Here is a 26,295-nt window from a genome sequence, read left to right as displayed (position 1 = left end):
GTGCGCATCCTGCATCTGAATCTGGAGAAAGGCTGGCGGGGCGGTGAGCGCCAGACCCTGCTGACGCTGCGCGGCCTGCGCGCCGGCGGCCACGAGGTCGCCCTGGCGGCGCGGGCCGGCGGGCCGCTGGCCGGGTGTGCCGCGGCCGAAGGCATTCCGGTGCTTGGCTGCGGCGGTGCGCCGGGCCTGGTACGCATTTTGTTGATGGCCGGGTGGCGCTACGACGTGTTGCATGCGCAAACGGCCCAGGCCATGAGCCTGCTGGCGGTGCTGCGCCCGGTGCTGCGCGCCGCACTGGTGTTCACGCGTCGCACGGCCTTCGATGCCTCGGGTGCCGAAGGCCGCCATCGCTGGAAGTGGGCGCGAGCCGATGCGTTGGTGGCGATCAGCGAAGCGGCGGCGGCGGCGCCCCGTGCGCTGGGCCTGCCCGTGACCGTCATTCCCAGCGCGGTCGAGGCCGTGCCGGCCAATCCTCAGCGCATGCGCGATCTGCAGGCGCGCTTCAGCCTGCAAGGCCGGCGGGTGCTGGTCACGGCGGCTGCGCTCAGCCCCGAAAAGGATCCGCTGACCCTGATCGACGCGATCGGCATTCTGCGTCGCGATCATCCCGATGTGCTGTGCCTGCACTGCGGCGCCGATGGGGCGGCCGCCGATGCGGCGCGCGCGCGCGTGGCCGGTCTGGGCCTGGAGAACCATTACCGGTTCGCGGGTTTCCAGCCCCATGTGACCGACGCATTGGCGTTGGCCGATGTCTACGTCAGCAGTTCGCGATTCGAAGCGCTGGGCACCAGCGTGCTGGATGCCTGCCTGGCCGGGCTGCCGGTGGTGGCCACGGACGTGGGGGGGCACCGGGAAATCCTGGCGCCGGACCGGGGGCTGCTGGCGCCGGCGGGCGATGCGGCGACTCTCGCGCGGCGCCTCGCCTGGGTGCTGGAGCACCCAGAAGCCGCCCGCGCCATGGGCGAACGGGCGCGGGCGATGGCCGCACGGGAATACGCCGTGCCTGCCATGGTGGCGCGCTATGAGAGCCTGTATCGCGGACTGCAGCGGATCTAGGGGGCGTTACAGCGGCCGCAGGGTTTCGCGGTACCGCTGCGCCCGTTCGGCGTAGCTGCGGGCGCTTTCTTCCAGGCCGGCGATTTCCTCGTCGCTGAGCGTGCGAACCGCCTTGGCCGGCGCGCCCAGGATCAGGGAGCGCTCGGGAAAGATCTTGCCTTCGGTCACCAGGGCGCCGGCGCCGACCAGGCTGTGGCGGCCAATCACGGCGCCGTTCAGGACCACGGCCTGGATGCCGATCAGCGCGCCGTCCTCGACGGTACAGCCGTGCAGCATGGCCTGGTGGCCCACCGTGACGTTGCGGCCGATGTGCAGCGGCTTGCCGGCATCCACGTGCAGGACGGCGCCTTCCTGGATATTGGTGTTCTCGCCGATGGCGATGGGCTCGTTGTCCGCGCGGATCGCGGCGCCGGGCCAGACGCTGGCGCCGGCCTGCAGCGTGACGGCGCCGATCAGGGTGGCTTCGGTCGCCACGAAGGCGGAGGGGTCGATCTGCGGGGTCAGATTTCCCAGGGCGTAGCAAGTCATCGGGGGTCTCCGGGCGGGGCACCCGACAGCGTTGCGGCCTGCGGACAGGTGGCGCCGATGCGGGTGGCGGGGCATCGCTTCGATGGTAGCACGCCCGTCCGGACGCCTGCCCGGCCCTATAATCGCGCCATGACGACCCGCATCCTCATCGTACGCACGTCCTCGCTCGGGGACCTGGTGCACATGCTGCCCGCCATCAGCGACATCGCCCGGCACGTGCCGGGCGCGTCCATCGACTGGCTGGCCGAGGAGTCGTTCGCCGATATTCCGTCCTGGCACCCGGCCGTGCGCGAGGTCATTCGGGTGGCGCACCGGCGGTGGCGCAAACACTGGTGGGCGGCCGAGACCCGGCGCGAGCGCGCCGCGCTGCGCGCCGCCCTGGGCGTGCGCCGCTACGATGTCGTCCTGGACATGCAGGCCTTGATGAAATCCATCTGGCTGGTCCGCCAGGCGCACGGCGTGCGCCACGGGCTGGATTGGAAGTCCGCCCGCGAGCCGTTGGCTTCTTTGTTCTACGATGTGCGCCACCGGGTGGAGTTCTGGCAGCCCGCCATCATTCGCCAGCGCGCCCTTGCCGCAGCCGCGTTCGGCTACACGGTCGAGGGCGAGCCGGATTTCGGCCTGCAGGCCCTGACCGATGGCGTGGAGATCGAGCCGGCCGCCCTGATCATGCCCTCCGCCAGCCGCGACGACAAGCTCTGGCCGCAGGCCGACTGGCAGCAGGTTTTCGACGATCTGCAGGGCCGCGGCCTGGCCTTGCGGCTTCTGGCCGGCAACGAGGCCGAGCAGGCGCGCGCGCGGGCGCTGATCCGGGGACGGGCCGATGCGCTTGTCCTGCCCCGCATGAGTTTGCGCCAGGTGGCCGATCAGCTTGCCAGGGCGCGCATCATGGTGGGGCTGGACAGCGGTCTGACGCACCTGAGTGCGGGTCTGGGCCGTCCCACCATCGGTATCTACAAGGCATCGACCCCGGTGCGTACGCCGTTGCAGGGGCCGGCCTATACCGCCAGCCTGGGCGAGCGCGGCCAGGCGCCCGATGCCGGGCGCGTACTGGCCGCCATCGACGAAGCGCTCGACGAGGCGCGCGCCGGGGGGCTTGCCCCGGGCGCCCCGGCGCCGGCCGGCGCGGCCTGAGATGGGCGGCGCGCCAGCGGCAGCCGGGACGGACGAGGGGATGTGATGCGCAGGCTGTATTCCTTATTGTTGTATCTCTTGTCGCCGTTGCTGCTGGGCTGGATGGCCTTGCGCGCCCGCCGCGCCGGCGGCCGGTGGGCGGTGCTGGACGCGGCGCGGTTCGGCCGCTACGGGCGGACCCGGGGCGACTCCGGCGCCGTCTGGGTCCATGCCGTCAGCCTGGGAGAAACCCGGGCCGCCCAGCCATTGATCCGGGCGCTGCTGGATCGCGGGCATCGTGTGCTGCTGACACACCTGACGGCCACCGGCTGGGCCGAGGGCGAACGCGCCTATGCGGCGGAGCGGGCCGACGGCCGGCTGCGCCAAGCCTGGCTGCCGTACGATTTTCCGGGCGCCACGGGCCGTTTCATGCGTCATCACCGCCCGGCGGTGGGCGTCTTGATCGAACGCGAGGTCTGGCCCAACCTGGTGCATGCGGCCTTGCACGCAGGCGTGCCCCTGGTGCTGGCCAGCGCCCGCATGTCGGACGCCTCGTTGCATCGCACCTTGCGCCTGGGCGCGCTCCTGCGTCCCGCCTACGGTGCATTGACCCGGACGTACGCCCAGTCGCTGGAGGATGCCAGGCGGCTGGAGCGGGCCGGTGCGCGGCAGGTCGCCGTGTCGGGCAATTTCAAGTTCGATGTGCAGCCGGATCGCGGGCGGATGGCCCGGGGTGCGGGTTTCGCCGCCCGGCTGGCGCGGCGGGTCGTGGTGATCGCCAGCACCCGGGAAGGCGAAGATGCGCCCTTCATCGAAGCCATCCGTCGAGCGACCGGGCAGCGGCGCGCCCGGGGCGACGATGCCTGCCCGCCGCTGCTGTTCATCCTGGTGCCGCGCCATCCGGAGCGCTTCGAGCCCGCCGCCGGATTGCTGCAGGCGGCCGGCCTGGCGTATGTGCGGCGCAGCCACCTGCTGGATCTGGGCGACGACAGCAGCACCGCCATCGAGGCATGTCGTGATGTCGCCGTGATGCTGGGCGATACGCTGGGCGAAATGGCCTGGTATTACGCCTGCGCCCAGGTCGCCGTCGTGGGCGGCAGCTTTGCGCCCCTGGGGGGACAGAACTTCATCGAGGCCAGCGCCCAGGGACGGCCTGTTCTGGTGGGGCCGCATACGGCCCATTTCGAGCAGGCGGTCAACGATGCCCTGGCCGCAGGCGCCATCGCCCGGGCGGCTGATCCGGCCCAGGCTGTACGGCAGGCACTGCAGTGGCTGGATGATCCCGCCGGGTTGAACCGCATGGGAGAAGCCGCACGCGACTGGGTCAGGCGGCACGCAGGCGCCGTGGCGCGCGTGGTCGATGGGGTCGAAGCCCTGCTGCTGCAGGCGCCGCAGCGGCCTCCGGGGGGCTGAGGACTGCCCCGTGGATCAGGCCGGTGTCAGGCCGTGGTATTTCCCGCCCAATGCCAGCGTCGCCTGGAAGAAGCCTTCTTTGCTGCCGCAGTCGTAGCGGACACCGTCGTAGCGGTGCGCCATCACGCGGCGTTGCTTGAGCAGTTCGGCAATGGCGTCCGTGAGCTGGATTTCGCGGCCGGCCCCGGCCTGAGTGCGGCGCAGGTGATCGAAGATCTCGGGTTCCAGGATGTACCGGCCGACGACGGCCTGATTCGAAGGCGCGTCCCGCGGTTCGGGTTTCTCTATGATCCGTTCCACGCGTGTGTTGCGGGCGTCGACGGCGGTGCCGGCGATCATGCCGTATTTGCGGGAATCGGCCGGGTCGATGGTCTGGATGGCCAGTACGCTGCCGTCATGCTGGTGGGCGGCGTTCACCAACTGGCGCGTGACGGAAGTGTCGGCGTCCAGCAGGTCGTCGGCCAGCAGCACGGCGAACGGCTCATTGCCGACGATGGGCTCCGCGCACAGCACGGCGTGGCCCAGGCCCAGCGGCTGGGCCTGGCGGGTGTAGATGCAATGGACGTGCGGCGGCAGGATCGTGCGGATCGCCTCCAGCAGGGCCTGCTTGCCCTTGGATTCCAGCTCGGCCTCGAGCTCTGGCATGCGGTCGAAGTGATCCTCGATGGCCCGCTTGTGGCGGCCCGTGACGAAGATCAGCTCGGTGATGCCTGCGGCCAGGGCTTCTTCGACGGCATACTGGATCAGGGGCTTGTCGATGACCGGCAGCATTTCCTTGGGCATGGCCTTGGTGGCCGGCAGAAAGCGGGTGCCCAGGCCCGCGACGGGGAAGACGGCCTTGCGGATCGGTTTCATCAGGGAGTGACGACGGGAGGGATGGGGGCGCCCAGGGACAGGGTCTGCTGGTTGTGCTGCGACAGCGGCCGGGGCGTGCGCCCGGCTTCGGCCGGCGGCGGGCCGAAAAAGCCTTGTCCGTAGGCCAGCAGCGCCAGATTGGCGATGACGGCGAGGGTCAGCAGAAAACGCATGCGACGGCCCGTGGGGGGTGAAAAGATACTTGTCAGTATATCAGCGGGGCGTGGGGCGTCCGGGCGATGGCGCTGCGCGATACTATGGTCGCTGTGCGTTTCGCCTTGCCGCTGGAATCCGTCCGGCGGTCTGCGCGTTCCGCCCCCGCCGCGGCCTGCGGAAAGCCGGTGCGGCAGGCTGGCAACGAAAGGGACCGACACCATGCATCCGGATTTTTTGATCGATGGCACGTACAAGAGCTTCCCGCCGGCGGCCCAGCCCGTGCGCGCCTCCCGGATCGCCGAGCGGGGCTGGAATGTGCTTGCGGATGATCTGCCCTATCCGCTGGCGGTGATCCGCCGGTCGGCGCTGGAGCATAACGTGAGCTGGATGCAGGACTATGCCCGCCGCCGCGGGATTGCGTTCGCGCCGCATGGCAAAACCACCATGTCGCCGCAGTTGTTCGAGCTTCAACTGCAAGGCGGCGCCTGGGGGTTGACCTTCGCAACGGTCTACCAGCTTGCCGTCGGGGTGGAGGCGGGCGCACGCCGCGCCATCATTGCCAATCAGGTCGTGGCGTCCGCCGACCTGGATGGGCTCGATGACTTGCTCGCCCGGCATGATGGCCTGCGCGTGTGGTTCCTGCTCGATTCCCTGGCGCAACTGCGCGGCATCGAGGATTGGGCGCGTGTGCGCGGCAATCGCCGCGTCTTCGATGTCCTGCTGGAGGTCGGCATCCCCGGTCAACGCACCGGTTTGAGGGATGCCGGCGATGCGCTGGCGTTGGCGCAAGCCGTCCAAGCCAGCCCATCGGTGCGCCTGGGGGGCATCGAATGTTACGAAGGCGGACTCGCGCAATGCGACAGTGCGCATGATGCGCCTGCGGTGACCGGACTCGTGCACCGCGTGGTCGAGATCGCCCGCGCCTGCGATGCGCAAGGGCTGCTGCCGGCGCAGGAGCCGATCCTGAGCGCGGGCGGCTCCGCCCTCTTCGATCTGGTGGTGCCGCTGCTGCAGAGCGCGGGTTTGTCGCGGCCCTTTCTGGGCGTGCTGCGTTCAGGGTGCTATGTGACGCATGATCACGGCCACTATCGGCGGCTGCTCTCGTTGGTCGAACAGCGCGGCGGCCTGCAGGATTCGTTGCAGGCCGCGCTTGAGGTCTGGGCCATGGTGCAGTCCGTGCCCGAGCCCGGTCTTGCGCTGCTGACCTGCGGCCGGCGCGATATTTCCCATGACCTGGAACTGCCTTCCGTTGAGCGTTGGGCGCCGCGCGGCGCCGTGTCGGCGCAGGCGGCGCCCGCGTCCTGGAAGATCGGCGCCCTCAATGACCAGCATGCCTACCTGCGGTTCGATGCGGCGCAGGCCGGCCCTGCGGTGGGCGACCGGGTCGCGCTGGGTATTTCCCATCCCTGCACCACCTTCGACAAGTGGCGCTGGCTGCCGGTGGTGGATGATGCCTGGACGCTTACCGGGGCCGTCGAAACCCGGTTTTGAAATCCTCCTGATTCGCCAGGCAGGCCAGGCCATCCAGGACGGGGCTGTCCAGCCAGCGCGGCGGTTGCGCCGCCGGCCCGGGATCGGTGTGCTCCAGTGCCGTCCGCAGTTCTTCCTGGACGCGCGGCCAGTCGCCTCCGCTGACGAACAGCAGCGGAGGCACGCCGGGATAGGCGCGTGCAGCCCGTTGCCGCTGGCGCAGCAAGGCCCCGATCTGGGCGGCGGCGATGCCGCTGGCGATGGCGGCCTCGGTGTCGGTCGGAAAATCGACGGGGTCGCCCTGGGCCAGGGGCAGATCGGCCGTGCCCTGGGACAGGCTGCGGGCCATCAGGGCCGCGCCCGGCAGGATCAGACCGCCGATGAATGCGGCGCGGCGTGTGCCGTCGGGTTGGATCTGCCAGGCCAGGGTGTCGAGGGTGGTGGCAGTGCCGAAGCTGGCCAGGATGCAGGGTGCGCCCGCTTGCCAGGCCGGATCGCCCCGCAGGTGCCGCAGCAGGCCCAGCAGGCCCAGCCAGCGGTCGGCACCCAATCGGGCCGGCTGGCGGTAGCTGTTCAACAATTGATCGTGCCCGTCGCGGGCGTCGTGCCACTGGATGGGCAGGCGCCAGGCCGTCTGGCAGATGCGCTCCAGTGCGTCGCGCATGGCGCCGCCGGCCACATTGGAGGCCAGGATGCGGCGCGGGGTGAAGTCCAGGCGCGCGGCGAGGCCGGGCAGTTCCGCGTGCGTCAGGCTCAGGGGCGCCGCGCCGCGCCACTGCGACCCCGGGGCCAGCCAGGCGATCTTGACCCGGGTGTTGCCCGCATCGATCAGCAGGATCATCGCTGCAGCCGTACGGAGATCTCGCCGACGGAGATGGCCTGCACGCCGTCGGCGTTGCGCAGCAGCAGGCGGCCGTCGGTATCGATGCCGCAGGCCGCGCCCGTGTGGCGCAGGTGGCCGTCGTCGAGCACGTCGAGCATGCGGCCCGTCAGGGCGTCGACCTCCGCGTAGCGGGCGGGCAGGTCGGCGAAACCCCGGGCGGTCGCGTCGTTCAAGGCGTCGTACCAGGCGCGGGCGGCGCAGGCCGCCAGGTCGGCGGCGCCAATGCGGGCGGCCGCGGAGTCGTTGGCGGCGATCTCGGCCCAGTCCGCGATGCGCCGGTCCAGGGATTGCGAAAGAGCGCGGGCATCGTCCAGGTTCAGGCCCATGCCGATGATGATGAGGTGGTGGTCGGCGGCCTGGGCTGTGCCCGAGCGGGTGGATTCAATCAGGACGCCCGCCAGCTTGGCTTGATCCCAGAGCAGGTCGTTGGGCCACTTCATGGCCAGCCGCTGGCGGTGGCGGGGTTCGAGGCGCGTGCGCAGGGCCAGGCAGGTTGCCATGCCGATCAGGGGAGCCAGGGTGGGTAGCTGGCGGGCCGGCAGGAAGACGTCGAATGCGCAGGAAAACATCAGGTTGGCGCCGATGCGGTTCTGCCAGGTGCGGCCGGCGCGGCCGCGGCCCTGGGATTGCAGATGCGAGCCCAGCAGCCAGGGGCGGTCGGGAGGGCCGCCGGCGCGGCGCGCGCGGGCCAGCAGGTCGGCGTTGGTCGAGCCGGTGCGTTCGAGCCAGTCCACCTGGCGGAATCGCGGCAGGGCCTCGCGCAGGGCGCCGGTCATGGCCTCGTGCGACGGCAGGATACAGGCGGGATCGGGGCATGGGCCGGTCATATGGGTAGAATGGGCTTTGTAGCAGACAGGAGGCATCCGCGCAGCCATGAGTTTACGCACAGAACAAGCCACGTGCCAGGGGCCGGCGGGCCTGATCGAGTACACCGCGGACCACCCGGAGGGCGAGCCGTCCGGGTGGTCCCTGGTGCTGCATCCGCACCCCCTGCACGGCGGCACCCGGGACAACAAGGTCGTCACCACGGTCTCGCGCGCCTGCGTGCAGCATGGGTTGCTGGCGATCCGCCCCAATTTCCGGGGGGTGGGCGCATCGCAGGGGGCGTTCGATCAGGCGGTCGGCGAGACGGCCGATATGGTGGCCGTCGTCGAGCATATCTTCCAGGCCTGGCCACGGGCCGCCTCGGGCCCCTGGGTGTTGGCGGGTTTTTCGTTCGGCTCTTCGGTGGCTGCCCAGTTGTACGCCGAGCTGGCGGAGCGGGAACTGCCGCTGCCGTCCCGCCTGATGCTGGTCGGCTGCGCGGTCGAGCGGTTCCGGCACCGTTCTTTGTCCATGCCGCCCGACACGCTCATGATCCATGGCGAGCACGACGAGGTCGTGCCGCTGTCCGAGGGCATGGATTTCGCCCGGGCGCATCAGTTGCCCATGACGGTCGTGCCGGATGCGGGTCATTTCTTTCATGGGAAGCTGCTGATCCTGCGCCAGATCGTCCAGTCCGGGCTGGCAGGCCTTTAGCCCGCCGCCGCTCCAAGGGCGCCTTGACCGGCCCCCCGCATGGGCCGGGCGCTATGTTTCAGTTGCTTTCGTTTTGTCTCGAATTGCCCGGGCCGTGCGGCTGTGACGGTTTTTTACGCTGCCTATAATGGGCGCTTGTCGTCTTTTCCCGAATTCTTCCGCCGCCTATGCCCATGAATGCCCTTTCGCTGTTTCTTCGCCGTTCCCGTCTGGCGCCCCTGACGCTGGCCTGCTCGCTGCTGGTGTCCGGCGCGGCCTGGTCGCAGACGGCGCCCGAACCCGCCGCCGCAACCGCGTTGGCGCCGGCGGGGATCGATATGGTCAACACCCTGTCCGGCATTCCCGCCCCGACGCTGGGCGCCAAGGCCTGGCTGACGCTGGACGCCACCAGCGGCCAGGTCATCGCGGCGCAGCATCCCCAGGAAGCCGTTGAACCGGCGTCCTTGACCAAGCTGATGTCCGCCTATGTGATCTTCGAGGCCTTGGAAACCGGCCGCCTGCAGCTCGACCAGAAGGTCCGCATTTCCGAGAAGGCCTGGAAGACCGAAGGTTCACGCATGTTCGTCGATCCGAACACGGAGGTGGCGGTAGACGATTTGCTGCAGGGCATGCTGGTGCAGTCGGGCAACGACGCCACCGTGGCGCTGGCCGAGGCCGTCGCCGGCAGCGAGTCGGCCTTCGTCGCGCTGATGAACCAGCAAGCCAAGGCGCTGGGCATGAAGCACACGCATTTCACCAATGCCCCCGGCCTGCCCGATTCCGACCACATGACCACGGTCGAGGATCTGGCGATCCTGGCGCAGGCGCTGGTTCGGCGCTTTCCGCAATACCGGCACTACGACAGCCAGAAAGAATTCACCTATAACAATATCAAGCAGAGCAACCGCAACCGCCTGCTCTGGGCCGACTCCACCGTCGACGGCCTGAAGACCGGCCACACCCAGTCGGCGGGCTATTGCCTGGTGGCCACGGCGCTGCGCGACGGCCGGCGCGTGGTCACGGTTCTGGTGGGGGCTGCCAGCGACGCCGCCCGCACCGAAAGCAGCCTGAAGCTGCTGAACTGGAGCTTTAAGAATTTCGATACGGTCAAGTTGCTGGACAAGGGCACGCCGGCCGTGTCCGCACGGGTCTGGGAAGGCGCGACAGAGACCGCCGAGCTGGGCTTGTCCGAGGCGCTGTGGGTGACGGTGCCGCGCGGCCGCGCCGCCGACATCAAGACCGAGGCACGCTATGCCCAGCCGCTGATGGCGCCCCTGATCGAGGGCGGTCAGGCCGGGACGCTGGTGATCACCCTGGACGGCAAGGAACTGGAGCGCAAGCCGCTTCTGGTGCTGCATTCGGTGGACGAAGCCGGGTTCTTCGGCCGGCTGCTGGACAAGATCCGCCTGATGTTCCAATAATGAGCGCATGAAGCCGATCCGCCCCGAAGACTCGCTGATCAAGTACCCGTGCGACTTTCCCATCAAGGTCATGGGGCGTGCGCACGACGATTTCGCGCGCGTCATGGCCGAAGTGGCGCTCGGCTTCGATCCCGCCTTCGATCCCGCCACCATTGAAATCCGGCCCAGCGCCAGCGGCAATTATCTGGGCCTGACCCTGACGGTGCGCGTCACGTCGCGCGAGCAACTGGACGACCTGTACCGCGCATTGCACGGACACGAGATGGTGTCCGTGGTGCTCTAGGCCGTGACGATGCCGGACATGCAGGTGCGCTGGCTGGACCGTCCGGCCCCCTACCAGCCCGTCTGGCAGGCCATGCAGGATTTCACCGAACAGCGCGACGACGAAACGCCCGACACGCTCTGGCTGGTGGAACACGCCCCCGTCTATACCTTGGGCCAGGCCGGCAAACCCGAGCACATCCTCAACCCTCATGGGATCCCGGTGGTGCATTGCAACCGGGGCGGGCAGGTCACTTACCACGGGCCCGGCCAGGTGGTGCTCTACACGCTGGTCGATCTGCGCCGCCGGGGGGTGTTTGTGCGGGAGTTCGTCACCCTGCTCGAACAGGCCGTGCTCGACCTGCTGGCCGAGGCGGGCGTCGAAGGCGCGTGCCGCAAGCCCGGCGCGCCAGGCATCTATGTGCCCCAGTCGGCGCTGAGGCGGCCACGGGGCGAGGCTTTGGCCAAGATCGCGGCGCTGGGCGTGAAAATCCGCAACGGCCGCGCCTATCACGGGGTGGCCTTGAATGTCGCCATGGACCTCGACCCTTTCCTGGGCATCAACCCCTGCGGTTACGAAGGCCTGCAGACCGTGGATCTGCAAGCCTGCGGCATCGAGGCCGATCTGATCCCGACCGGCGACCGGCTGGCGGAGATTTTTTCGGCGGCCTGGAAGGCCGCCGGACATCAAGGAGACGGACATGACGCAAACCCCGACGGATCTGGTGCTGGATGAGCGCCGCGAGGGCGTCCTGACGCTGACGCTGAACCGGCCCGATCAGTTCAATGCCTTGTCCGAAGAAATGCTGGCGGCGTTGCAGTCCCGCTTCGATGCGTGCCTGGACGACACGGACCTTCGGGTCGTGGTGCTGGCCGCGAACGGGCGCGCCTTCTGCGCCGGCCACGACCTGAAGCAGATGCGCGGCCGTGCCGGCGACCAGGCGTACTACCGCGATCTGTTCGCCCGCTGCGGTCGGCTGATGCAGTCCATCGCACGCTGTCCCGTGCCGGTCATCGCGCGGGTTCACGGCACGGCGACCGCCGCCGGGTGCCAACTGGTGGCCAGTTGCGACCTGGCGGTGGCCGCCGAAAGCGCACGGCTGGCCGTGTCCGGCATCAATGTCGGCCTGTTCTGCGCCACGCCGGCCGTGGCGCTGACGCGCAACGTGCCCTTGAAGAACGCCTTCGAGATGCTGGTGACGGGGCAGTTCATCAGCGCCCGCCAGGCCGCCGAGCACGGCCTGGTCAATCATGCGGTGCCCGATGCCGACCTGGATCGAGCCGTCCAGGGGCTGGTCGGTGCGATCCTGTCCAAGAGCCCGGTGGCGGTGCGCGCCGGCAAGGCCATGGTCTACCGGCAGTTGGGCCTGCCGCTGGACCGAGCCTATGACTATGCAGCCGACGTCATGGCGCAGAACATGATGGCCGAGGACGTGGGCGAGGGCATCGATGCGTTCATGCAGAAACGCCCGCCGCACTGGCGAGGCCGCTGAGTCCCGCGCCGGGACGACGCGCCGGCGTCGGGCGTCCGGGATCCCGGCATTCCTGGATTGCCTGGCGGACGTGTTCGGCACGCGGATGATTTGAGCCTGGACAAGGCGCCGCGTCGCGCTTGCGTGTCCAATGAAAGGCATCCTGCAACGGAGCCTTTCCCATGACCGTCACTTCAGGCGCATCCCCCGCCCCGGCCACTTCCTTTGATCGCGCGATGCACGCCGGCCTGCTGGCGGTTTCGCTGGCCTTCGGCGCCGCGGTCTGGCCGGCGGCCGGCGCCGCTACCGCCGCGGCGATCGACGTCGTCCCCATCCCGGCGGGCGAATTCACTTACCAGGCCGCCGGCGAATTCCTCGATCGGGGGCGTCCGGTGGATGCACCGCGCGTCCAGGGACGGGTCGAGGCCGGCCGTGTCATCATGCGCCGGCAGGTCAGCCAGGCGGAATATGCGCGTTGCGCGCAGGCTGGCGCCTGCAAACGCCTGGACAAGGGGTTCCGCCACCTGGATGCCTCCGACCGGCCGGCGGTGGGGGTCAGTTGGGCGGATGCCACCGCCTATGCGGACTGGCTGTCGCGGGAGACCGGGCAGCGCTGGCGGCTGCCGGCGTATGCCGAATGGGTGCGCGCCGCCGCTGATCGCTATCGCGAAGAGGGTGCCCTGCCCTCGGATCCGGCCAACCCCGCCGTGCGCTGGCTGGCCGAATATGAGCGCGAGATCGCCCGCAGCCGGGGACGGATCAAGCCCGCGCAGCCTTTCGGGCATTTCGGCGTCAATGCGCTGGGCGTGAGCGACATGGGCGGCAATGTCTGGGAATGGACCGATACGTGCTTTGCCAGCCACAGCGTGGGCGCGCTGCCGCTGGCGCCACGCGAAAACTGCGGCGTGCGCATTCTGGCGGGCGCCCATATCGCCGCCATGGCCGATTTCATCCGCGATCCGCGCAATGGGGCCTGCTCGATCGGTTTGCCGCCGGCCAATCTGGGTTTTCGCCTGGTGCGCGAAGAGTGAGCGGGCGGCCGACCGTCCGGGCCGCGCGCCGCCCCGATTTGCGGCATATCAAGACTTTTCACAAAACCTGAATGAGGGCTGAATCGGGTTGATCCAGCGCAACAAGGGTAAACCCGAGCCATGACAAGATGGGTACGTCGAAACAAGACGACACATTAAATCAGGGAGTTGAACATGAAGGTATTTCGTCTGTGTATGGCTGCCACCGCTCTGGCGTCCTTGCTGGCCGGCGGTGCCGCGTTGGCTGATCCGGCCGACAAGCTGGAACACATCAAGCCCGTGCTGGTTGCACCGCCCCATGTGATGGCGCACGAGCAGGCGACCAAAGCCAAGCCGCGCGTGGTCGAGTTCACGCTGACCATCGAGGAAAAGAAGATCGTCATCGACGAAGAAAACGGCACGACCCTGCAGGCGATGACCTTCAACGGCACCATGCCGGGTCCGACCATGGTGGTGCATGAGGGCGACTATGTTCAGCTCACCCTGATCAATCCGGCCACCAACGCGCTGGAGCACAACATCGACTTCCACGCGTCCACCGGGGCGCTGGGCGGTGGCGGCCTGACCAAGATCAAGCCGGGCGAGCAGACCGTGCTGCGCTTCAAGGCGGACCGCACGGGTACGTTCATCTATCATTGCGCCCCCGAAGGCATGGTGCCCTGGCACGTGGTGTCCGGCATGAGCGGCACCCTGATGGTGCTGCCCCGCGACGGCCTGAAGGACGAAAGCGGCAAGCCGCTGCACTACGACAAGGTCTACACCATCGGCGAGTTCGACCTCTACATTCCGAAGGATGAGGAAGGCAACTACAAGTCCTACGACACCGCCCTGGAAAGCTACGGCGACACCACCGAAGTGATGCGCGGCCTGATTCCGTCGCACATCGTGTTCAACGGCAAGGTCGGCGCGCTGACCGGCGAAGGCGCGCTGCAGGCCAAGGTGGGCGAGACCGTGCTGTTCATCCACTCCACGGCCAACCGCGACACGCGTCCCCACCTGATCGGCGGCCATGGCGACTACGTCTGGGCCACGGGCAAGTTCATCAACCGGCCCGAACGCAATCTGGAGACCTGGTTCATCCCGGGCGGCACGGCCGGCGCGGCGCTCTACACCTTCAAGCAGCCCGGTATTTACGCCTACGTCAACCACAACCTGATCGAGGCCTTCGAGCTGGGCGCCGCCGGCCACGTCAAGGTCGAAGGCAAGTGGGATGACGATCTGATGAAGCAGGTCGCCGCCCCCGGCCCCATCAAGAAATAAACCCTGTATCCGGGGCGGCCGAAACGGCCGTCCCGACTCTGGAGAGTGACAAATGTTGAAGATCGTGAGTGCGACCGCCCTGTCCCTGGCTTTGCTGCCGGCCCTGTCGATGGCCAGCGATGCCGGCACCTTGAAGACGGGTGAGAAGCTCTACAAGTCCGCGTGTGTGGCGTGCCACAGCACCGGCGCGGCCAACGCCCCGAAGCTGGGCAACAAAAAGGCCTGGGAGCCGCTGATCGCCAAAGGCATGGACGAAATGATGAATGTGGCGTTGCACGGCAAGGGCGCCATGCCCGCGCGCGGCGGCACCAAGGCCGATGACGCCACCCTGCGCGCCGCCGTGGAGTACATGGTCAGCCGGGTGAAGTAAGCCTCAGCCCGCTTCGTGACGGACCGGGCATGCTGCAAGGGCGATGAAGCCGGCGGTTGCGTCTTCATCGCCACGAGGCGGATGCCGGGCTTATGCTTCTGAGCCTGAGCCCTCGTCAGGCTCCATAAGCACTTTCTGCTTCACGGAAAAACCGATCAGTTTGGCCTGCTCCTTGGGGCCGGGGCCGGCGCATGCGTGCACTGTGCTGTCGTCGTGCCGCACCCAGTCGCCGTCGTCCTTTTTGGCATACATGTAATAGTGGCCGGCGTTGGCGCTCCCTTGTTGGATGACGATCTCTTTCGGCTCGAAGGTGACCCTCCATTTCCGGCCGGTTTTTTCGTCCAGGACACTGAGCGTGACCTCGTCGGTGAAATTCGCTTTCTCCAGGGTTGCCTTGCGCAACTGGAAGGTTTCGAGGTCATATTCCAGGGTGTTTAGGTGGAGGTTGAATCTGTGAAGCGTGGACACGTCCGGCACAGTCCATTGCTTGACCTTGGTGACCTCCGTGTTCTTTTGATCCGCGGGGTCCCATTTCAATTCCATTTTTTCCGCCCGGTGGGTTTCATCCACGATGTCTTGCAGCGTGAATTTCGGGTTTGTCGCAGTGATGTCGTGGCAATAGGCCGGCTCGCTGGATAAGGAGCGGTGCAGCTTGCCGTTGACCACCGATTCCTTGCACTCCATGGCGCAGCCATCGATTTGGGAAAGGTTGAATGCTTCCGTCAGCTTCGCCAGGAATTCTTGCGCATCATTCTGCGTGCCCACGATATTGAACGAAAATTGACCGTTTTCGTCTTTATTGCTGAACATGTCCAGCTTCTGCAGGCTTGAAAACAGCGCCCGAAGCTCCTTTTCAAGCGGCTTGTCCATGTCGAAAGACGCTTTGACGACATGCATGAATTTTTCCGCAGCATCACGCTTGCCTGCGTCTGCGGTGGTCTTGCTGAAGTTTTCAAGATGCCCGAGCAGACGGTCGGGCCCCAGAGAGCAAAGCAAGAGTTTCAGCGTGGAGTTGGCGTAGCAGGTATTTCCGAGGTTCCTGAATCCGCAAATTTGAGAGCTTTGGGCGTCATTGATGATCTGCGCGACGATCCGTCCCTGGAGCGGGGTTCCGCCCGACAAGTCCACGTTGTTCTTCGTCAGGGCGAGTTCTGTCGCCCTGCCGCCGAATTTCTGCGATAGAGCGAACAAAAACAGCCCCAGCGCCTGGGCATTGTCGGTCCTGACCTGCTGGCGGTATTCCTCGACGGCGTGCAGGTTCCTGAGGAAGGGCACGTGGCTGAGCGCCGATAGTATCCTTCCCTTGAAGCTTTGCGGGGCGGCCTGCAGCACCGGTACGCCTTCATCATTGTCGCGGACCGCGATTCTGTGCCCAAGACTGGCCAGATCGGAAAATTTTTCCAATTGAATCATGATTTTTCCTTTCCCGGATAAGGGGAAGATGCCTGGTTCTTTTTACTGGGAATGGAGATGAGTTCTTACTTTTTCGAGTTGATTGGCGAACGCCCCCAGAAACTCATAGGCATCATCGACATCCAACTGGGCGGCGGGGAGGCGATGCGTATACAGCAAGGCATCCGATGCGGGCTCATAGGCGATCGCGCCGGCCTGCTGCTCGGCCAGCGAGAGGTTGAGCGCCAGCAAATCCCGCCAGAAATCTTTTTCTTGCCAGCCGGCGCTGCTTTGCAGCAGCCCATAAAACAGCCAGCCCGACGATTTGCTCTCGATCGAGATGATCAGGGTCTGGTCCAGCAAAAGGCAGCACTTTCCGTTCTCGCCAAATGACAGATTCAACCCCAGCCGGTCCCCCAGCCTGGACAAAATGTCGTTCTGTTCTTCCATGCCCATGTCTCCTTGTGCGGTGCGAGCCCCGGTCGATGGAGCTAAGTAACCTGGGCGTGTGCAGGGTTCCGCCATCGGCGGGCGGGAGGGCGCGTTTACAGGCGCCGCAGGCCCTCGAAGCGGTGATGGGGGGCTGCCGCCCCGGGCGCGTAGACCGCCCAGCGGACAATCGGCCCGGACAGGTCGATGTCGGCGGTGGCCAGGGTGTTTTCCTGGTCGGTGTCGGCAGGAGACCGCCGCAGGATGGGCTCGGCGGCATCTCCCGTATCAGCCAGGATCGTCAACGCCGGAATGTCTTGCGCCAGCAAGGCTTCGCCGCGTGCCTGCCGATGCGCCGATGAAGCGGTGATCACTTGCGGCAAGGCTTGCTGCGCTTCGTGGATGGCGTGGTTGGCATGCAGCAGGGGGGCGCCGGCCACCAGACGCACGGAGACGGTTGTCCGGCTGAACTCCACGCTCCAGGTTTGCGCGTGCCCCGCTTGACCCAGGCCCAGGTGAAAGGCGCCCATGCGGGGGTGCGCCTGCAGGATCGAGACGGCCTCGCGCGCCGATCCGGCGGCCAGCAGTGCGCGCGTCAGGGCCATGCGGGGCATGCCGGCCTCGGCCCGGCGGGCGCGGATATTGTTGACCGTCATCGCCAATCCCGACGCATTGACGGCGAAGGTGTGGCCCGGCAGCGAGCCCGGATAGACGAAGGCGGCGAAAGCGGGCGCGTCGGCGGGCTGCGCCTCGAGCAGGCCGCAGGCCCCGGCAAAGCCGGGATCGCCATCTTCGTTGTGGCTCAGGCGCCGCGGCGCCAGCACCGTGGTGCAGCCGTCGGGCGCCAGCGCCCACAGGTCGCCTCGGGAATTCCACAGGAAAACCTCATCGGGAGGCAGTTCCAGGCCTTCGGCCAGGCCCGCCAGCTCTTCTTCGATCCAGGGGAAAGCCGCGTGCAGCAGCGCGCGCATGGCCGGAATTTCAGGGCGATCGCGGCATGCCATGACCTGCGCCCAAGCGTCTGAGCGGACCAGGTGGCGATGGCAGGCCTCGGCGCCCCAGCGCCCCAGCGCGCGGCCCAGATCGCGGTGGGCGCCCCGGGCCTGAACCCGGTGCAGTTCAAGGAATCGGGAATCAATGGCGTCGTTCATCGGTAGGCGCCGCTGGCATGGAGCCTGGCTTCGGTGTGGTTGAGTTCGGACAGCGCGTGGTCGCCGGAGCGCACCAGCAGAAGCTGGGCCAACATTTCCGCCAGGGCCTGGATGGCGACGGTGGAGGGAAAGAACGAATGTCCCTCGGTGGAGAAGGTCAGCACGCAGTCGGCATGCAGAGCGATCGGCGCGAGCTGGCTGTCGCACAGGGCCAGCACGCGGCAGCCCTGGGGCTGGATGGCGTCGGCCAGTTCGACGATTTCACGGGAATACGGCGCGTAGCCGATCAGGACCGCCGTGTCTTCGGGGCGCAAGTGGTGCGCGTCCAGGTTCAAGGTGCCGCCGGTGTTGTCCAGCAGGTGGACGTCGGGGCGAAACAGGTTGCACAGATAGCGCAGGCTGAAGGCCGCCGGATGGCAGGACCGGAACCCGGCGACCATGATGCGGCCGGCGTCGGCCAGCAGGGCAACCGCTTGATCCAGGGCGGCCGGGTTGATCGCTTCCAGCGCTTGCAGGTTGAGGATTTGCCGGTGGAGGGCGCTCTGGCGGGAGGCCTGGGCGGATTCCGGGCGGTGGAGCAGGGTCCGCGCACGGGCCGCGTAGGTGCCCGGCGGGTGCAGTTCCTGGGTAAAGACGGCTTTCAGCGCATCCCAGCCGGCGTAGCCCAGGTGTTGGGCCAGCCGCACCAGCGTGGCCGGTTGCACGCCGGCCAGGGCGGCTAGCTTGCGTGCGGACAGGGTCGATACCTGGGTCGGGTGGTCGATCAGATAGCGGGCCCCCGTCTGGAACTGAGGGCTGAGGTCCGGGTAGCGGGCCTGGATCAAACGGGTGAGTTCATCCAACGAGTGTGGTGCCGACATAACGTCTGTATGAAAAGAATCTGCCCGGATATTGCATTATATGTTTCATGTTCTATGATACACGAAACGTTTGTTGGATCGTGTCATGACCCATGTCTTCCATCGCAATCCTCAGCATACGCTGAACCGCGCCGTGCGCGCCCAGGGGATATCCCTGTTCGACCAAGACGGGCGCCAGTACCTGGACGCCTCGGGTGGCGCGGCCGTGTCCTGCCTGGGACATGGCCATCCCGACGTGATTGCCGCCATCAAGGCGCAGCTCGACCAGGTGGCCTACGCCCATTCATCCTTTTTCACTACCCAGGCCTGCGAAGAGCTGGCGGACTTCCTGGCCGTCCGGGCGCCGGGCGATCTGGACCACGTCTATTTCGTGTCCGGCGGGTCCGAAGCGATCGAGGCGGCGCTGAAGCTCGCCCGGCAGTATTTCGTCGAGCGCGGCGAAACCGAGCGCAGCCAGTTCATCGCCCGACGCCAGAGCTATCACGGCAATACGCTGGGCGCGCTGGCGATCGGCGGCAATGCCTGGCGGCGCCAGCCCTTTCTCCCGTTGCTGGCGCCCGCGCATCATGTGTCGCCCTGCTATGCCTATCGGGATCAGCGGCCCGGCGAGACCGAGGAGCAGTATGCCGCCCGCCTGGCCGATGAATTGGAGCATGCGATTCTCGAGATCGGGCCGGGCCGCGTGGCGGCCTTCGTGGCGGAAACGGTGGTGGGCGCCACGGCGGGTGCGCTGCCGCCGGTGCGTACCTATTTGCAGCGCATCCGTGAAGTCTGCGACCGGCATGGCGTGCTGCTGATCCTGGACGAAGTGATGTCGGGCATGGGACGCACCGGCTACCTGTACGCCTGCACCGAGGACGGCGTCGCGCCGGACATCCTGGCCATCGCCAAGGGCCTGGGGGCGGGCTATCAGCCCATCGGCGCCATGCTGGCCAGCCGCCGCATCTACGATACGCTCGTCAACGGCAGCGGGTTCTTCCAGCATGGTCACACGTACATGGGCCACGCCACTGCCTGCGCCGCCGCGCTGGCGGTGCAGCGGGTGATTGAGCGCGATGGTCTGCTGGCCAATGTCCTGGCGCGCGGCGAGCAGTTGCGGGCGCGCCTGCGCGAGGTCTTCGCCGATCATCCCCATGTCGGCGACGTGCGCGGACGCGGCCTGTTCGTGGGGGTGGAGTTCGTGCGCGACCGGGCCGACAAGTCGGCGCTGGATCCGGACCTGAAAACGCATGCGCGCCTGAAGCGCCAGGCGATGGAAAACGGTTTGATGATGTACCCGATGGGCGGCACCATCGACGGCATCCATGGGGATCACGTGCTGCTGGCGCCGCCTTTCATCTGCACGGCGGCCGAGATCGACGAGATCGTCGCGCGCCTGGATCGCACCGTGCGCCAGGTGCTGCCCGCCTGAACGCGCCGCCTTCACGCTTATCGCTCCGGTCCGCGGGCCTGAGCCCCTCACGGAGACTTTCATGGCACGAATCGAGTATGCCGACCTGAACCGGGGCGAGGCCGCCGCCCTGGCCCGCCGCATCGAAGCCGAGCGCGGCAGTGTCCTGCATCTGTACCAGATGTTGCTGCACAGCCCTCCGGCGGCCGAAGGCTGGCTGACCTACCTGACCTCCATCCGCCATCGCTGCCTTCTGGACGGCGCGATCCGCGAGCTGGTCATCATGCGCATCGCGCACCTGAACCGCGCGTCCTACGAAGCCGACCAGCATGCGCCGATCGCCTTGCGCGAGGGGCTGCGCCAAGATCAACTGGATGCGCTGGGGCGGGATGAAATCCCGGCGGACCGGTTCGATGCGCGCGAGCGGGATGTGCTGGCCTATGCGGATGCGATGACGCGCACCGTGCAGGTGCCCGATGCCGTATTCCAGGCGGTGCGGCGGCATTTCCAGGATCGGGATCTCGTCGAGCTGACGGCCACCATCGCAGCCTACAACATGGTGTCGCGTTTTCTCGAGGCCCTGCAGGTGCATTCCGACGACCGCCGTTGAGGCGTCGGTTTCAGGCGTCGCGCCGGTTCCATAACGTATTGGCCATGCCGGCGGCGCGGTTCAGGAAGCGCGCCAGGACGAAGCACAGGTCCGAGAGGCGGTTCAGGTAGTGCAGGACGGGCGGATTGACCGTGTCCGCCCGGGACAGTGTCACCACGGACCGCTCCGCCCGCCGGGCGAGGGTGCGGGCCATGTGGGCATGGGCGGCGGCCGGGCAGCCCCCGGGCAGGATGAACTCCTGCAGCGGGCCCAGTTCGGCGTTGTAGTGCTTCAGTGCGTCGTCCAGGCGCAGCACGTGTGCGTCCTTGAGCGCCGTCCAGCCCGGAATGCAGAGCTCTGCGCCCAGGTCGAACAGATCGTGCTGGATGAGGTCCAGCAAGGTATCGATCTCGGCCGGCAGCGGCGCCGTGCGCCACAGGCCGATGGCGCTGTTCAGCTCATCGACGTCGCCCAACGCCATGATGCGCGGCGCGTCTTTGGGCACGCGGGTCTTGTCGCCCAGGCCGGTGGTGCCGTCATCGCCGGTGCGGGTGGAAACGATGGAAACGCGGATCGACATGGCAGGCTCCGGCAGGTGAAGGGACGGCGGCTCAGGCCTGGCTGGCGAGCCGCTGCAGGGCTTCGCCCGTGACGCGCACCACCCGCCAGTCGTCCAGGATTTCGCCGCCATGGTGCTTGTAGAATTCGATGGCGTTCTCGTTCCAGTCCAGCACCACCCATTCGAAGCGGCCGCAGCCCAGTTCCACGGCCAGCGCCGCCAGATGCTTGAGCACCCAGCCGCCCAGGCCGCGTCCGCGGTGGGCGGGCGTGATGTAGACGTCTTCCAGGTACAGGCCGCGCCGGTCCAGGAAGCTGGAATAGTTGTGGAACCACATGATGTAGGCGATGGCCGTGCCTGGGTCTTCGAGGGTCGTGATGACCAGGCAGCGGGCGGCCGGCTCCGGGCTGAAGAAGCTGTGCGTCAGGCTGGCGTGCGTGGCCTGGAAGATATCGGTGAGTTTCTCGAATTCGGCCATTTCGCGCATCAGGGCGTGGATGGCGGGGATGTCGGATTCGGTGGCGGGCCGCAGATCGTAGCCGGGGACGGAGGCAGGCAAGGGAGTCTCTGTTTCGCTGTATGCTTGGATCAATCAACAGGAGTGTAGCCCATGCTTTTTCGTGCTCAGCAGGTTCGGCATCCGATGCGTTTCGGCGCCCTGATCCTGGCGGGCGGGATGGTGGCAGCGCCCGCCGTGCCGCCGCTCGCGGCCGTGGGCGCCTGGGCCCTGCCAGGCGTGGCGCTGGCGGCGGCGCCCGCGCAGGCCCGGGCCAGCGGCGAGGTCGTGCGCGTGGATGCGGCGGCCGGCAAGATCGCCATCCGCCACGGCGCCATCCCCAAGCTGGATCTTCCCGCCATGACGCTGGTCTACCGCGTCGATCCGTCGCGCCTGGCGGGGATCGCGGTGGGTGACCGGGTCGATTTCACGGCCGAGCGGGCCGGCGGCCAGTACCGGCTCGTCGAACTGGAGAAAGACTAGGCGGCCGCCTCCGCCCGACGCGCCGGGGGCGGACGCTACAGCACGTAGCGGGCCAGATCCTGGCTGCCGGCCGTTTCCGCCAGCTTGTCCTCGACGTAGGCGGCGTTGACCACGACGGTTTCCGCCCCGGGGCTGGCCGCTTCGAAGGACAAGTCCTCCAGCAGTTTTTCCATCACCGTGTACAGGCGCCGTGCGCCGATGTTCTCGGTGCGTTCATTGACGTCGAAGGCCAGTTCGGCCAGGCGCCGGACGCCGTCTTCGGTGAAGTCCAGCGTCACGTCCTCGGTGGCCAGCAGGGCGGCGTACTGCTTGGTCAGCGAGGCGTCGGTTTCGCTCAGGATGCGCACGAAGTCTTCGGCCGTCAGGGAATCCAGCTCCACCCGGATCGGGAAGCGCCCCTGCAGTTCGGGGATCAGGTCCGACGGCCTCGACAGATGGAAAGCGCCGGAGGCGATGAACAGGATGTGATCGGTGCGCACCATGCCGTACTTGGTGTTGACGGTGGTGCCTTCGACCAGCGGCAGCAGATCGCGCTGCACGCCCTGGCGCGAGACGTCGGCGCCGCCCTGCTCCTGGCGCGCGGCGATCTTGTCGATCTCGTCCAGGAAGACGATGCCGTGCTGCTCGGCCAGCGTGACCGCGTGAGCGCGCAGCTCTTCCTCGTTGATGCGCCGCGCGGCTTCTTCCTCGACCAGCAGGCGGAAGGCTTCCTTGACGGACAGCTTGCGCGATTTGGTCTTGCCCTGGGCCAGGCCGGCAAACATGCCGCGCAATTGTTCGGTCATTTCCTCCATGCCGGGGGGCGCCATGATTTCCATGTGCGGCGGCGTCTGGGCGATCTCGATATCGATCTGCGTGTCGTCCAGCTTGCCCTCGCGCAGGCGCTTGCGGAAGATCTGGCGGGTGTTGTTTTCCTCGCGCTCGGGTTCGCCATGGGCGTTGCGCGGCGGCGGCAGCAGGGCGTCCAGGATGCGGTCTTCGGCGGCGTCCTCGGCCTGGGTGCGCACGCGGCGCATCTCGGTCTCGCGCGTCTGCTTGATGGCGACCTCGACCAGGTCGCGCACGATCGTGTCCACGTCGCGGCCCACATACCCCACCTCGGTGAACTTGGTGGCCTCGATCTTGATGAAGGGGGCGTTGGCCAGGCGGGCCAGGCGGCGGGCGATCTCGGTCTTGCCCACGCCGGTCGGCCCGATCATCAGGATGTTCTTGGGCACGATTTCGTGGCGCAGGGGCTCGGGCACCTGCTGGCGGCGCCAGCGGTTGCGCAGCGCCACGGCCACCGACCGCTTGGCCTTGTCCTGGCCGACGATGTGCTTGTCCAGCTCCGAAACGATTTCCTTGGGGGTCATGGGGGTGGCATCAGACATGGGGATGGGCCTAGAGCGTTTCGACGATGTGGTTCTGATTGGTGTAGATGCAGAGCTCCCCGGCGATTTCCAGGGATTTCTTGACGACCTCGGCGGGAGAGAGTTCCGTGGCGTCCAGCAGGGCGCGCGCAGCCGACTGGGCATAGGCGCCGCCCGAACCGATGGCCGCGATGCCGTGTTCGGGCTCCAGGACGTCGCCGTTGCCGGTCAGGATCAGGGTGTGTTCGCGGTCGGCCACGATCAGCATGGCCTCCAGCCGGCGCAGCACGCGGTCGGTTCGCCAGTCGCGGGTCAGCTCCACGGCGGCGCGCATCAGGTGGCCCTGGTGTTTTTCCAGCTTGGCCTCGAAGCGTTCCTGCAGGGTGAAGGCGTCGGCCGTGGCGCCGGCGAACCCGGCCAGCACCTTGTCGTGATAAAGCCGGCGGATCTTGCGGGCCGTGCCCTTGATGACGATATTGCCCAGGGTGACCTGGCCGTCGCCGCCCAGGGCGACGTCATTGCCGCGCCGGACGCAGACGATGGTGGTGGCGTGAAATTGTTCCATGCGGTCCTCTTGGGTGGAGAGAACTACATGGGGGCGGGAGCGGGAACTTCAAGCGCCTCCTGGAATTTGGCCGTCCGGGCGTGCCGGGTGGAGTGCGCATCCCGCGAGGGGGCGATGATTGCGCGAGGTGCCGCGCGGTACACGGTGAGGCCGTGCGCCCCCCTCAATCCCCGTAGAGTTTCTGGCGCATTTCGCGGCGCTCCTGCGCTTCGAGGGAGAGTGTGGCCGTGGGCCGGGCCAGCAGGCGGGCGATGCCGATGGGCTCGCCGGTTTCCTCGCACCAGCCGTATTCGCCGGAGTCGATGCGGGCGATGGACTGCTGGACTTTCTTCAGCAACTTGCGCTCGCGGTCGCGGGTGCGCAGTTCCAGTGCGTGTTCTTCTTCGATCGTCGCGCGGTCGGCCGGATCGGGCACGTACTGGGTTTCGCGCAGGTTCTCGGTCGTGGCGCCGGCATTGGTCAGGATTTCGTGTTCGAGCTGGTGCAGGCGTTCACGGAAGAACGCCAGTTGGGCTTCGTTCATGTAGTCCTTTTCAGGCATCGCCAGCAGTTCTTTTTCCGTGAGCGGTTTGCCCGGAGACTTGATGCTGGATTTGGTAGCCATGTTGCGTCCTCTTTTTTATGTGCCTGGGCCTGTCTGCCGCGATCGTAGGGTACGGCGGGGCAGCGGTGTCGCGGTATTCAGGCCAGGCATTGTTCGAGCCCCTGGGTGAAGATGTCCTGGGGCAGTTTACGGCCGATGAAGACCATGCGGGTATTCGGTTTTTCACTGGCTGGCCAGGGCCTGCCGGGTTCGGCGCCGAACATCATGTGAACGCCCTGGAACAGCATGCGCCGATTGATGCCCTTGATGTACAGGATGCCCTTGTAGCGCAGCAGATCGGGGCCGTAGACCTGGACGATGCCGCTCAGGAAGTCTTCCAGGCGTTCCGGATCGAAGGCGCAGTCGGAGCGGAACACGAAGGCGCCGATCTCGTCGTCGTGATGGGCATGATGATGATCGTGGTGGCCATGGCCGCATGCGGGGCCGCAGTCGTGGTGGCCGTCCTCGTCGTCGTGATCATGATCGTGGTGATCGTGCCCATGCGGGCCGTGGTCATGGCCGGCGGCGTCCTCGGCCAGGAACGCCGGGTCGATGTCCAGGATGGCGTCCAGATCGAAGCCGCTGACGTCCAGCAGGGCCTTCAGGTCGGTTTCCCCGAAGTGCACGGGCATGATGGCGGCGCGCGGATTGATCCGAACCAGGCGGGCGCGCAAGGCCTGGTAGTCGGTTTCGTTGACCAGGTCTTTCTTGGAAATCAGGATGCGGTCCGCGAACCCGACCTGGCGCTGGGCCTCTTCCTGGCGGTCCAGGGTGGCCATGCCGTGCTTGGCATCCACCACCGTGACGACGGCATCCAGCCGATAGGCGGCGGCCACGTCGTCGTCCATGAAGAACGTCTGGCAGACCGGGCCGGGGTTGGCCATGCCCGTGGTCTCGATGATCACGCGGTCGAAGCGGACTTTGCCCTCGGCGCGCCGGCCGGCGAGGTCGTTCAGGGTACGGATCAGGTCGCCGCGCACGGTGCAGCAGACGCAGCCGTTGCTCAGTTCCACGACCTGCTCTTCGCTGTCCTGGATGATCAGGTCGTTGTCGATGTTTTCTTCGCCGAACTCATTTTCGATGACGGCGATGCGCTGGCCGTGGAATTCCGTCAGAATGCGGCGCAGCAGGGTGGTCTTGCCCGCGCCCAGGAAACCGGTGAGCACGGTGACCGGGATCAGGGCGTCGGCGGATGGAGCAGTATTCATGATGGCCTCGAATGCGATGCGACGTTCCCGCCCTTGTGCTGGCTGCGTCGGGTGCCGGTGGACGTGACCGTCCCGGCAGCGGGCAGGGTGCGGCGATCAGCATGCGATTACATCATAGGCTCGGGTTTAGGGCAAACCCGGGATCCGGAACTTATTTCTGCATGCTGCCTTTGTCCATCGATCCCTTGTCCATGGGCGTTTTGCCCATGTGGTCCATGGCGGCCTGATGCGTCATGCCTTCCTTGGCCATCGATGCCGGCGAGGTGCTCGTTTTGTCCATGCCCATCTTGTCCATGCCCATCTGGCCCTTGTGCGTGGCTTGCCCGGCCATCGGGGTTTTGTCCATGACCATGTGATCTTGCTGGCCCATCGGACCGGCGGCGAAGGCCGGGAAGGCTCCCAGTGCGAGGCATGCGGAGAGTGTGGCGGTGGCGAACGTGGTTTTCATGATGTTT

At 67.1% G+C, this 26,295-nt stretch carries 31 protein-coding genes; 15 read left to right on the top strand and 16 right to left on the bottom strand.

The annotated features are described in order from the left end of the window. Positions 1 to 1,056 carry a glycosyltransferase family 4 protein gene (locus ABRZ00_RS04400; protein WP_368640987.1) on the top strand — a complete coding sequence of 352 codons (1,056 nt, stop codon included), beginning with the start codon at positions 1 to 3 and terminating at the stop codon, positions 1,054 to 1,056. Positions 1,057 to 1,062: 6 nt separating this feature from the next. Here the strand turns inward: ABRZ00_RS04400 and ABRZ00_RS04395 are convergent, their stop codons facing one another. After that, positions 1,063 to 1,584: a gamma carbonic anhydrase family protein gene (locus ABRZ00_RS04395; RefSeq protein WP_343837745.1), complete on the bottom strand. Its 522-nt coding sequence runs from the start codon at positions 1,582 to 1,584 to the stop codon at positions 1,063 to 1,065. Positions 1,585 to 1,713: 129 nt separating this feature from the next. Here ABRZ00_RS04395 and waaC point away from each other — a divergent pair, with 129 nt between their 5' ends. Next, on the top strand, positions 1,714 to 2,718 hold the full coding sequence (waaC, locus tag ABRZ00_RS04390; protein WP_343837747.1) for a lipopolysaccharide heptosyltransferase I: 1,005 nt from the start codon (positions 1,714 to 1,716) through the stop codon (positions 2,716 to 2,718). A 42-nt stretch (positions 2,719 to 2,760) separates the two neighbouring features. Continuing rightward, positions 2,761 to 4,110: a 3-deoxy-D-manno-octulosonic acid transferase gene (locus ABRZ00_RS04385; protein WP_343837749.1), complete on the top strand. Its 1,350-nt coding sequence runs from the start codon at positions 2,761 to 2,763 to the stop codon at positions 4,108 to 4,110. A 15-nt stretch (positions 4,111 to 4,125) separates the two neighbouring features. Here ABRZ00_RS04385 and galU read toward each other — a convergent pair whose 3' ends face one another. Beyond that, on the bottom strand, positions 4,126 to 4,965 hold the full coding sequence (galU, locus tag ABRZ00_RS04380; protein WP_368647850.1) for a UTP--glucose-1-phosphate uridylyltransferase GalU: 840 nt from the start codon (positions 4,963 to 4,965) through the stop codon (positions 4,126 to 4,128). Next, on the bottom strand, positions 4,965 to 5,138 hold the full coding sequence (locus tag ABRZ00_RS04375; RefSeq protein WP_343837753.1) for a hypothetical protein: 174 nt from the start codon (positions 5,136 to 5,138) through the stop codon (positions 4,965 to 4,967). Before ABRZ00_RS04375 ends, galU begins: the two co-directional genes overlap by 1 nt. A 202-nt stretch (positions 5,139 to 5,340) precedes the next feature. Between ABRZ00_RS04375 and ABRZ00_RS04370 the strand changes: the two genes are divergently transcribed. Next, positions 5,341 to 6,612, top strand: coding sequence for an alanine racemase (locus ABRZ00_RS04370; protein ID WP_343837755.1), 1,272 nt, complete (start codon positions 5,341 to 5,343; stop codon positions 6,610 to 6,612). On the opposite strand, the gene ABRZ00_RS04365 is transcribed toward ABRZ00_RS04370, so the two are convergent. Together ABRZ00_RS04365 and ABRZ00_RS04360 are read right to left on the bottom strand one after the other, a co-directional pair. Further along, on the bottom strand, positions 6,584 to 7,432 hold the full coding sequence (locus ABRZ00_RS04365; RefSeq protein ID WP_368640988.1) for a type III pantothenate kinase: 849 nt from the start codon (positions 7,430 to 7,432) through the stop codon (positions 6,584 to 6,586). The genes ABRZ00_RS04370 and ABRZ00_RS04365 overlap by 29 nt on opposite strands. After that, on the bottom strand, positions 7,429 to 8,301 hold the full coding sequence (locus ABRZ00_RS04360; protein WP_368640989.1) for a biotin--[acetyl-CoA-carboxylase] ligase: 873 nt from the start codon (positions 8,299 to 8,301) through the stop codon (positions 7,429 to 7,431). Before ABRZ00_RS04360 ends, ABRZ00_RS04365 begins: the two co-directional genes overlap by 4 nt. Before the next feature lie 46 nt (positions 8,302 to 8,347). On the opposite strand from ABRZ00_RS04360, the gene ABRZ00_RS04355 reads away from it, so the two are divergent. From ABRZ00_RS04355 to ABRZ00_RS04320, 8 genes are all read left to right on the top strand, one after another. Next, positions 8,348 to 8,992 (top strand): alpha/beta hydrolase, encoded by a 645-nt coding sequence (locus tag ABRZ00_RS04355; protein ID WP_368640990.1) that lies wholly within the window; start codon positions 8,348 to 8,350, stop codon positions 8,990 to 8,992. Between the two features lie 167 nt (positions 8,993 to 9,159). Then, positions 9,160 to 10,392 (top strand): D-alanyl-D-alanine carboxypeptidase family protein, encoded by a 1,233-nt coding sequence (locus ABRZ00_RS04350; RefSeq protein WP_368640991.1) that lies wholly within the window; start codon positions 9,160 to 9,162, stop codon positions 10,390 to 10,392. A gap of 7 nt (positions 10,393 to 10,399) precedes the next feature. Next, positions 10,400 to 10,675 carry a DUF493 family protein gene (locus ABRZ00_RS04345; RefSeq protein WP_343837768.1) on the top strand — a complete coding sequence of 92 codons (276 nt, stop codon included), beginning with the start codon at positions 10,400 to 10,402 and terminating at the stop codon, positions 10,673 to 10,675. Positions 10,676 to 10,684: 9 nt separating this feature from the next. Then, positions 10,685 to 11,389: a lipoyl(octanoyl) transferase LipB gene (gene lipB, locus ABRZ00_RS04340; protein WP_368647890.1), complete on the top strand. Its 705-nt coding sequence runs from the start codon at positions 10,685 to 10,687 to the stop codon at positions 11,387 to 11,389. Continuing rightward, the gene (locus ABRZ00_RS04335; RefSeq protein ID WP_368640992.1) at positions 11,355 to 12,146 is read left to right on the top strand and encodes an enoyl-CoA hydratase; all 792 of its coding nucleotides are present in this window, start codon (positions 11,355 to 11,357) and stop codon (positions 12,144 to 12,146) included. Before lipB ends, ABRZ00_RS04335 begins: the two co-directional genes overlap by 35 nt. Before the next feature lie 161 nt (positions 12,147 to 12,307). Further along, positions 12,308 to 13,156 (top strand): formylglycine-generating enzyme family protein, encoded by an 849-nt coding sequence (locus ABRZ00_RS04330; RefSeq protein ID WP_368640993.1) that lies wholly within the window; start codon positions 12,308 to 12,310, stop codon positions 13,154 to 13,156. 195 nt (positions 13,157 to 13,351) lie between these two features. After that, positions 13,352 to 14,416: a copper-containing nitrite reductase gene (gene nirK, locus ABRZ00_RS04325; protein ID WP_343837775.1), complete on the top strand. Its 1,065-nt coding sequence runs from the start codon at positions 13,352 to 13,354 to the stop codon at positions 14,414 to 14,416. Between the two features lie 52 nt (positions 14,417 to 14,468). Beyond that, positions 14,469 to 14,786, top strand: a complete 318-nt coding sequence (locus ABRZ00_RS04320; protein ID WP_343837777.1) for a c-type cytochrome — start codon at positions 14,469 to 14,471, stop codon at positions 14,784 to 14,786. A gap of 90 nt (positions 14,787 to 14,876) precedes the next feature. On the opposite strand, the gene ABRZ00_RS04315 is transcribed toward ABRZ00_RS04320, so the two are convergent. The 4 genes from ABRZ00_RS04315 to ABRZ00_RS04300 form a co-directional block, all read right to left on the bottom strand. After that, positions 14,877 to 16,199, bottom strand: coding sequence for a type III secretion system effector BopA family protein (locus ABRZ00_RS04315; protein ID WP_368640994.1), 1,323 nt, complete (start codon positions 16,197 to 16,199; stop codon positions 14,877 to 14,879). 42 nt (positions 16,200 to 16,241) lie between these two features. Further along, positions 16,242 to 16,628 carry a chaperone SicP gene (gene sicP / locus ABRZ00_RS04310; RefSeq protein ID WP_343837781.1) on the bottom strand — a complete coding sequence of 129 codons (387 nt, stop codon included), beginning with the start codon at positions 16,626 to 16,628 and terminating at the stop codon, positions 16,242 to 16,244. A gap of 95 nt (positions 16,629 to 16,723) precedes the next feature. Then, positions 16,724 to 17,758: a C45 family autoproteolytic acyltransferase/hydolase gene (locus ABRZ00_RS04305; RefSeq protein WP_368640995.1), complete on the bottom strand. Its 1,035-nt coding sequence runs from the start codon at positions 17,756 to 17,758 to the stop codon at positions 16,724 to 16,726. Continuing rightward, a complete protein-coding gene (locus ABRZ00_RS04300) occupies positions 17,755 to 18,600 on the bottom strand; it encodes a MurR/RpiR family transcriptional regulator (RefSeq protein ID WP_368640996.1) in 846 nt (281 codons plus the stop codon). The genes ABRZ00_RS04305 and ABRZ00_RS04300 overlap by 4 nt, the downstream gene beginning before the upstream one ends. 103 nt (positions 18,601 to 18,703) lie before the next feature. Between ABRZ00_RS04300 and ABRZ00_RS04295 the strand changes: the two genes are divergently transcribed. Both ABRZ00_RS04295 and ABRZ00_RS04290 read left to right on the top strand, forming a co-directional pair. Then, positions 18,704 to 20,029, top strand: a complete 1,326-nt coding sequence (locus ABRZ00_RS04295) for an aspartate aminotransferase family protein (RefSeq protein WP_368640997.1) — start codon at positions 18,704 to 18,706, stop codon at positions 20,027 to 20,029. A gap of 61 nt (positions 20,030 to 20,090) precedes the next feature. Further along, positions 20,091 to 20,618 (top strand): carboxymuconolactone decarboxylase family protein, encoded by a 528-nt coding sequence (locus ABRZ00_RS04290; protein WP_368640998.1) that lies wholly within the window; start codon positions 20,091 to 20,093, stop codon positions 20,616 to 20,618. A 10-nt stretch (positions 20,619 to 20,628) separates the two neighbouring features. Here the strand turns inward: ABRZ00_RS04290 and ABRZ00_RS04285 are convergent, their stop codons facing one another. Together ABRZ00_RS04285 and ABRZ00_RS04280 are read right to left on the bottom strand one after the other, a co-directional pair. Then, the gene (locus ABRZ00_RS04285) at positions 20,629 to 21,177 is read right to left on the bottom strand and encodes a cob(I)yrinic acid a,c-diamide adenosyltransferase (RefSeq protein ID WP_368647849.1); all 549 of its coding nucleotides are present in this window, start codon (positions 21,175 to 21,177) and stop codon (positions 20,629 to 20,631) included. 31 nt (positions 21,178 to 21,208) lie between these two features. Then, positions 21,209 to 21,715, bottom strand: coding sequence for an N-acetyltransferase family protein (locus tag ABRZ00_RS04280; RefSeq protein ID WP_368641000.1), 507 nt, complete (start codon positions 21,713 to 21,715; stop codon positions 21,209 to 21,211). 51 nt (positions 21,716 to 21,766) lie between these two features. On the opposite strand from ABRZ00_RS04280, the gene ABRZ00_RS04275 reads away from it, so the two are divergent. Further along, the gene (locus tag ABRZ00_RS04275; protein WP_368641001.1) at positions 21,767 to 22,135 is read left to right on the top strand and encodes a copper-binding protein; all 369 of its coding nucleotides are present in this window, start codon (positions 21,767 to 21,769) and stop codon (positions 22,133 to 22,135) included. A gap of 35 nt (positions 22,136 to 22,170) precedes the next feature. Here ABRZ00_RS04275 and hslU read toward each other — a convergent pair whose 3' ends face one another. The 5 genes from hslU to ABRZ00_RS04250 form a co-directional block, all read right to left on the bottom strand. Beyond that, complete coding sequence (hslU, locus tag ABRZ00_RS04270) at positions 22,171 to 23,505, bottom strand: ATP-dependent protease ATPase subunit HslU (RefSeq protein ID WP_343837792.1); 1,335 nt, start codon at positions 23,503 to 23,505, stop codon at positions 22,171 to 22,173. A gap of 10 nt (positions 23,506 to 23,515) precedes the next feature. After that, entirely contained in the window at positions 23,516 to 24,049 is a 534-nt protein-coding gene (hslV, locus tag ABRZ00_RS04265; protein WP_343837794.1) for an ATP-dependent protease subunit HslV, read from the bottom strand. A gap of 163 nt (positions 24,050 to 24,212) precedes the next feature. After that, on the bottom strand, positions 24,213 to 24,653 hold the full coding sequence (gene dksA, locus ABRZ00_RS04260; protein WP_368641002.1) for an RNA polymerase-binding protein DksA: 441 nt from the start codon (positions 24,651 to 24,653) through the stop codon (positions 24,213 to 24,215). Positions 24,654 to 24,730: 77 nt separating this feature from the next. Next, positions 24,731 to 25,840: a GTP-binding protein gene (locus tag ABRZ00_RS04255; protein WP_368641003.1), complete on the bottom strand. Its 1,110-nt coding sequence runs from the start codon at positions 25,838 to 25,840 to the stop codon at positions 24,731 to 24,733. Between the two features lie 151 nt (positions 25,841 to 25,991). After that, positions 25,992 to 26,288 carry a hypothetical protein gene (locus ABRZ00_RS04250; protein WP_368641004.1) on the bottom strand — a complete coding sequence of 99 codons (297 nt, stop codon included), beginning with the start codon at positions 26,286 to 26,288 and terminating at the stop codon, positions 25,992 to 25,994. Positions 26,289 to 26,295: the final 7 nt, after the last annotated feature.

Origin of the sequence: Castellaniella ginsengisoli, assembly GCF_040955415.1 — a bacterium.
GTDB classification, from domain to species: Bacteria; Pseudomonadota; Gammaproteobacteria; order Burkholderiales; family Burkholderiaceae_B; genus Castellaniella; species Castellaniella ginsengisoli.
Note: the sequence above shows the minus strand (reverse complement) of the source record. Positions and strands in the feature narration are given on the sequence as shown.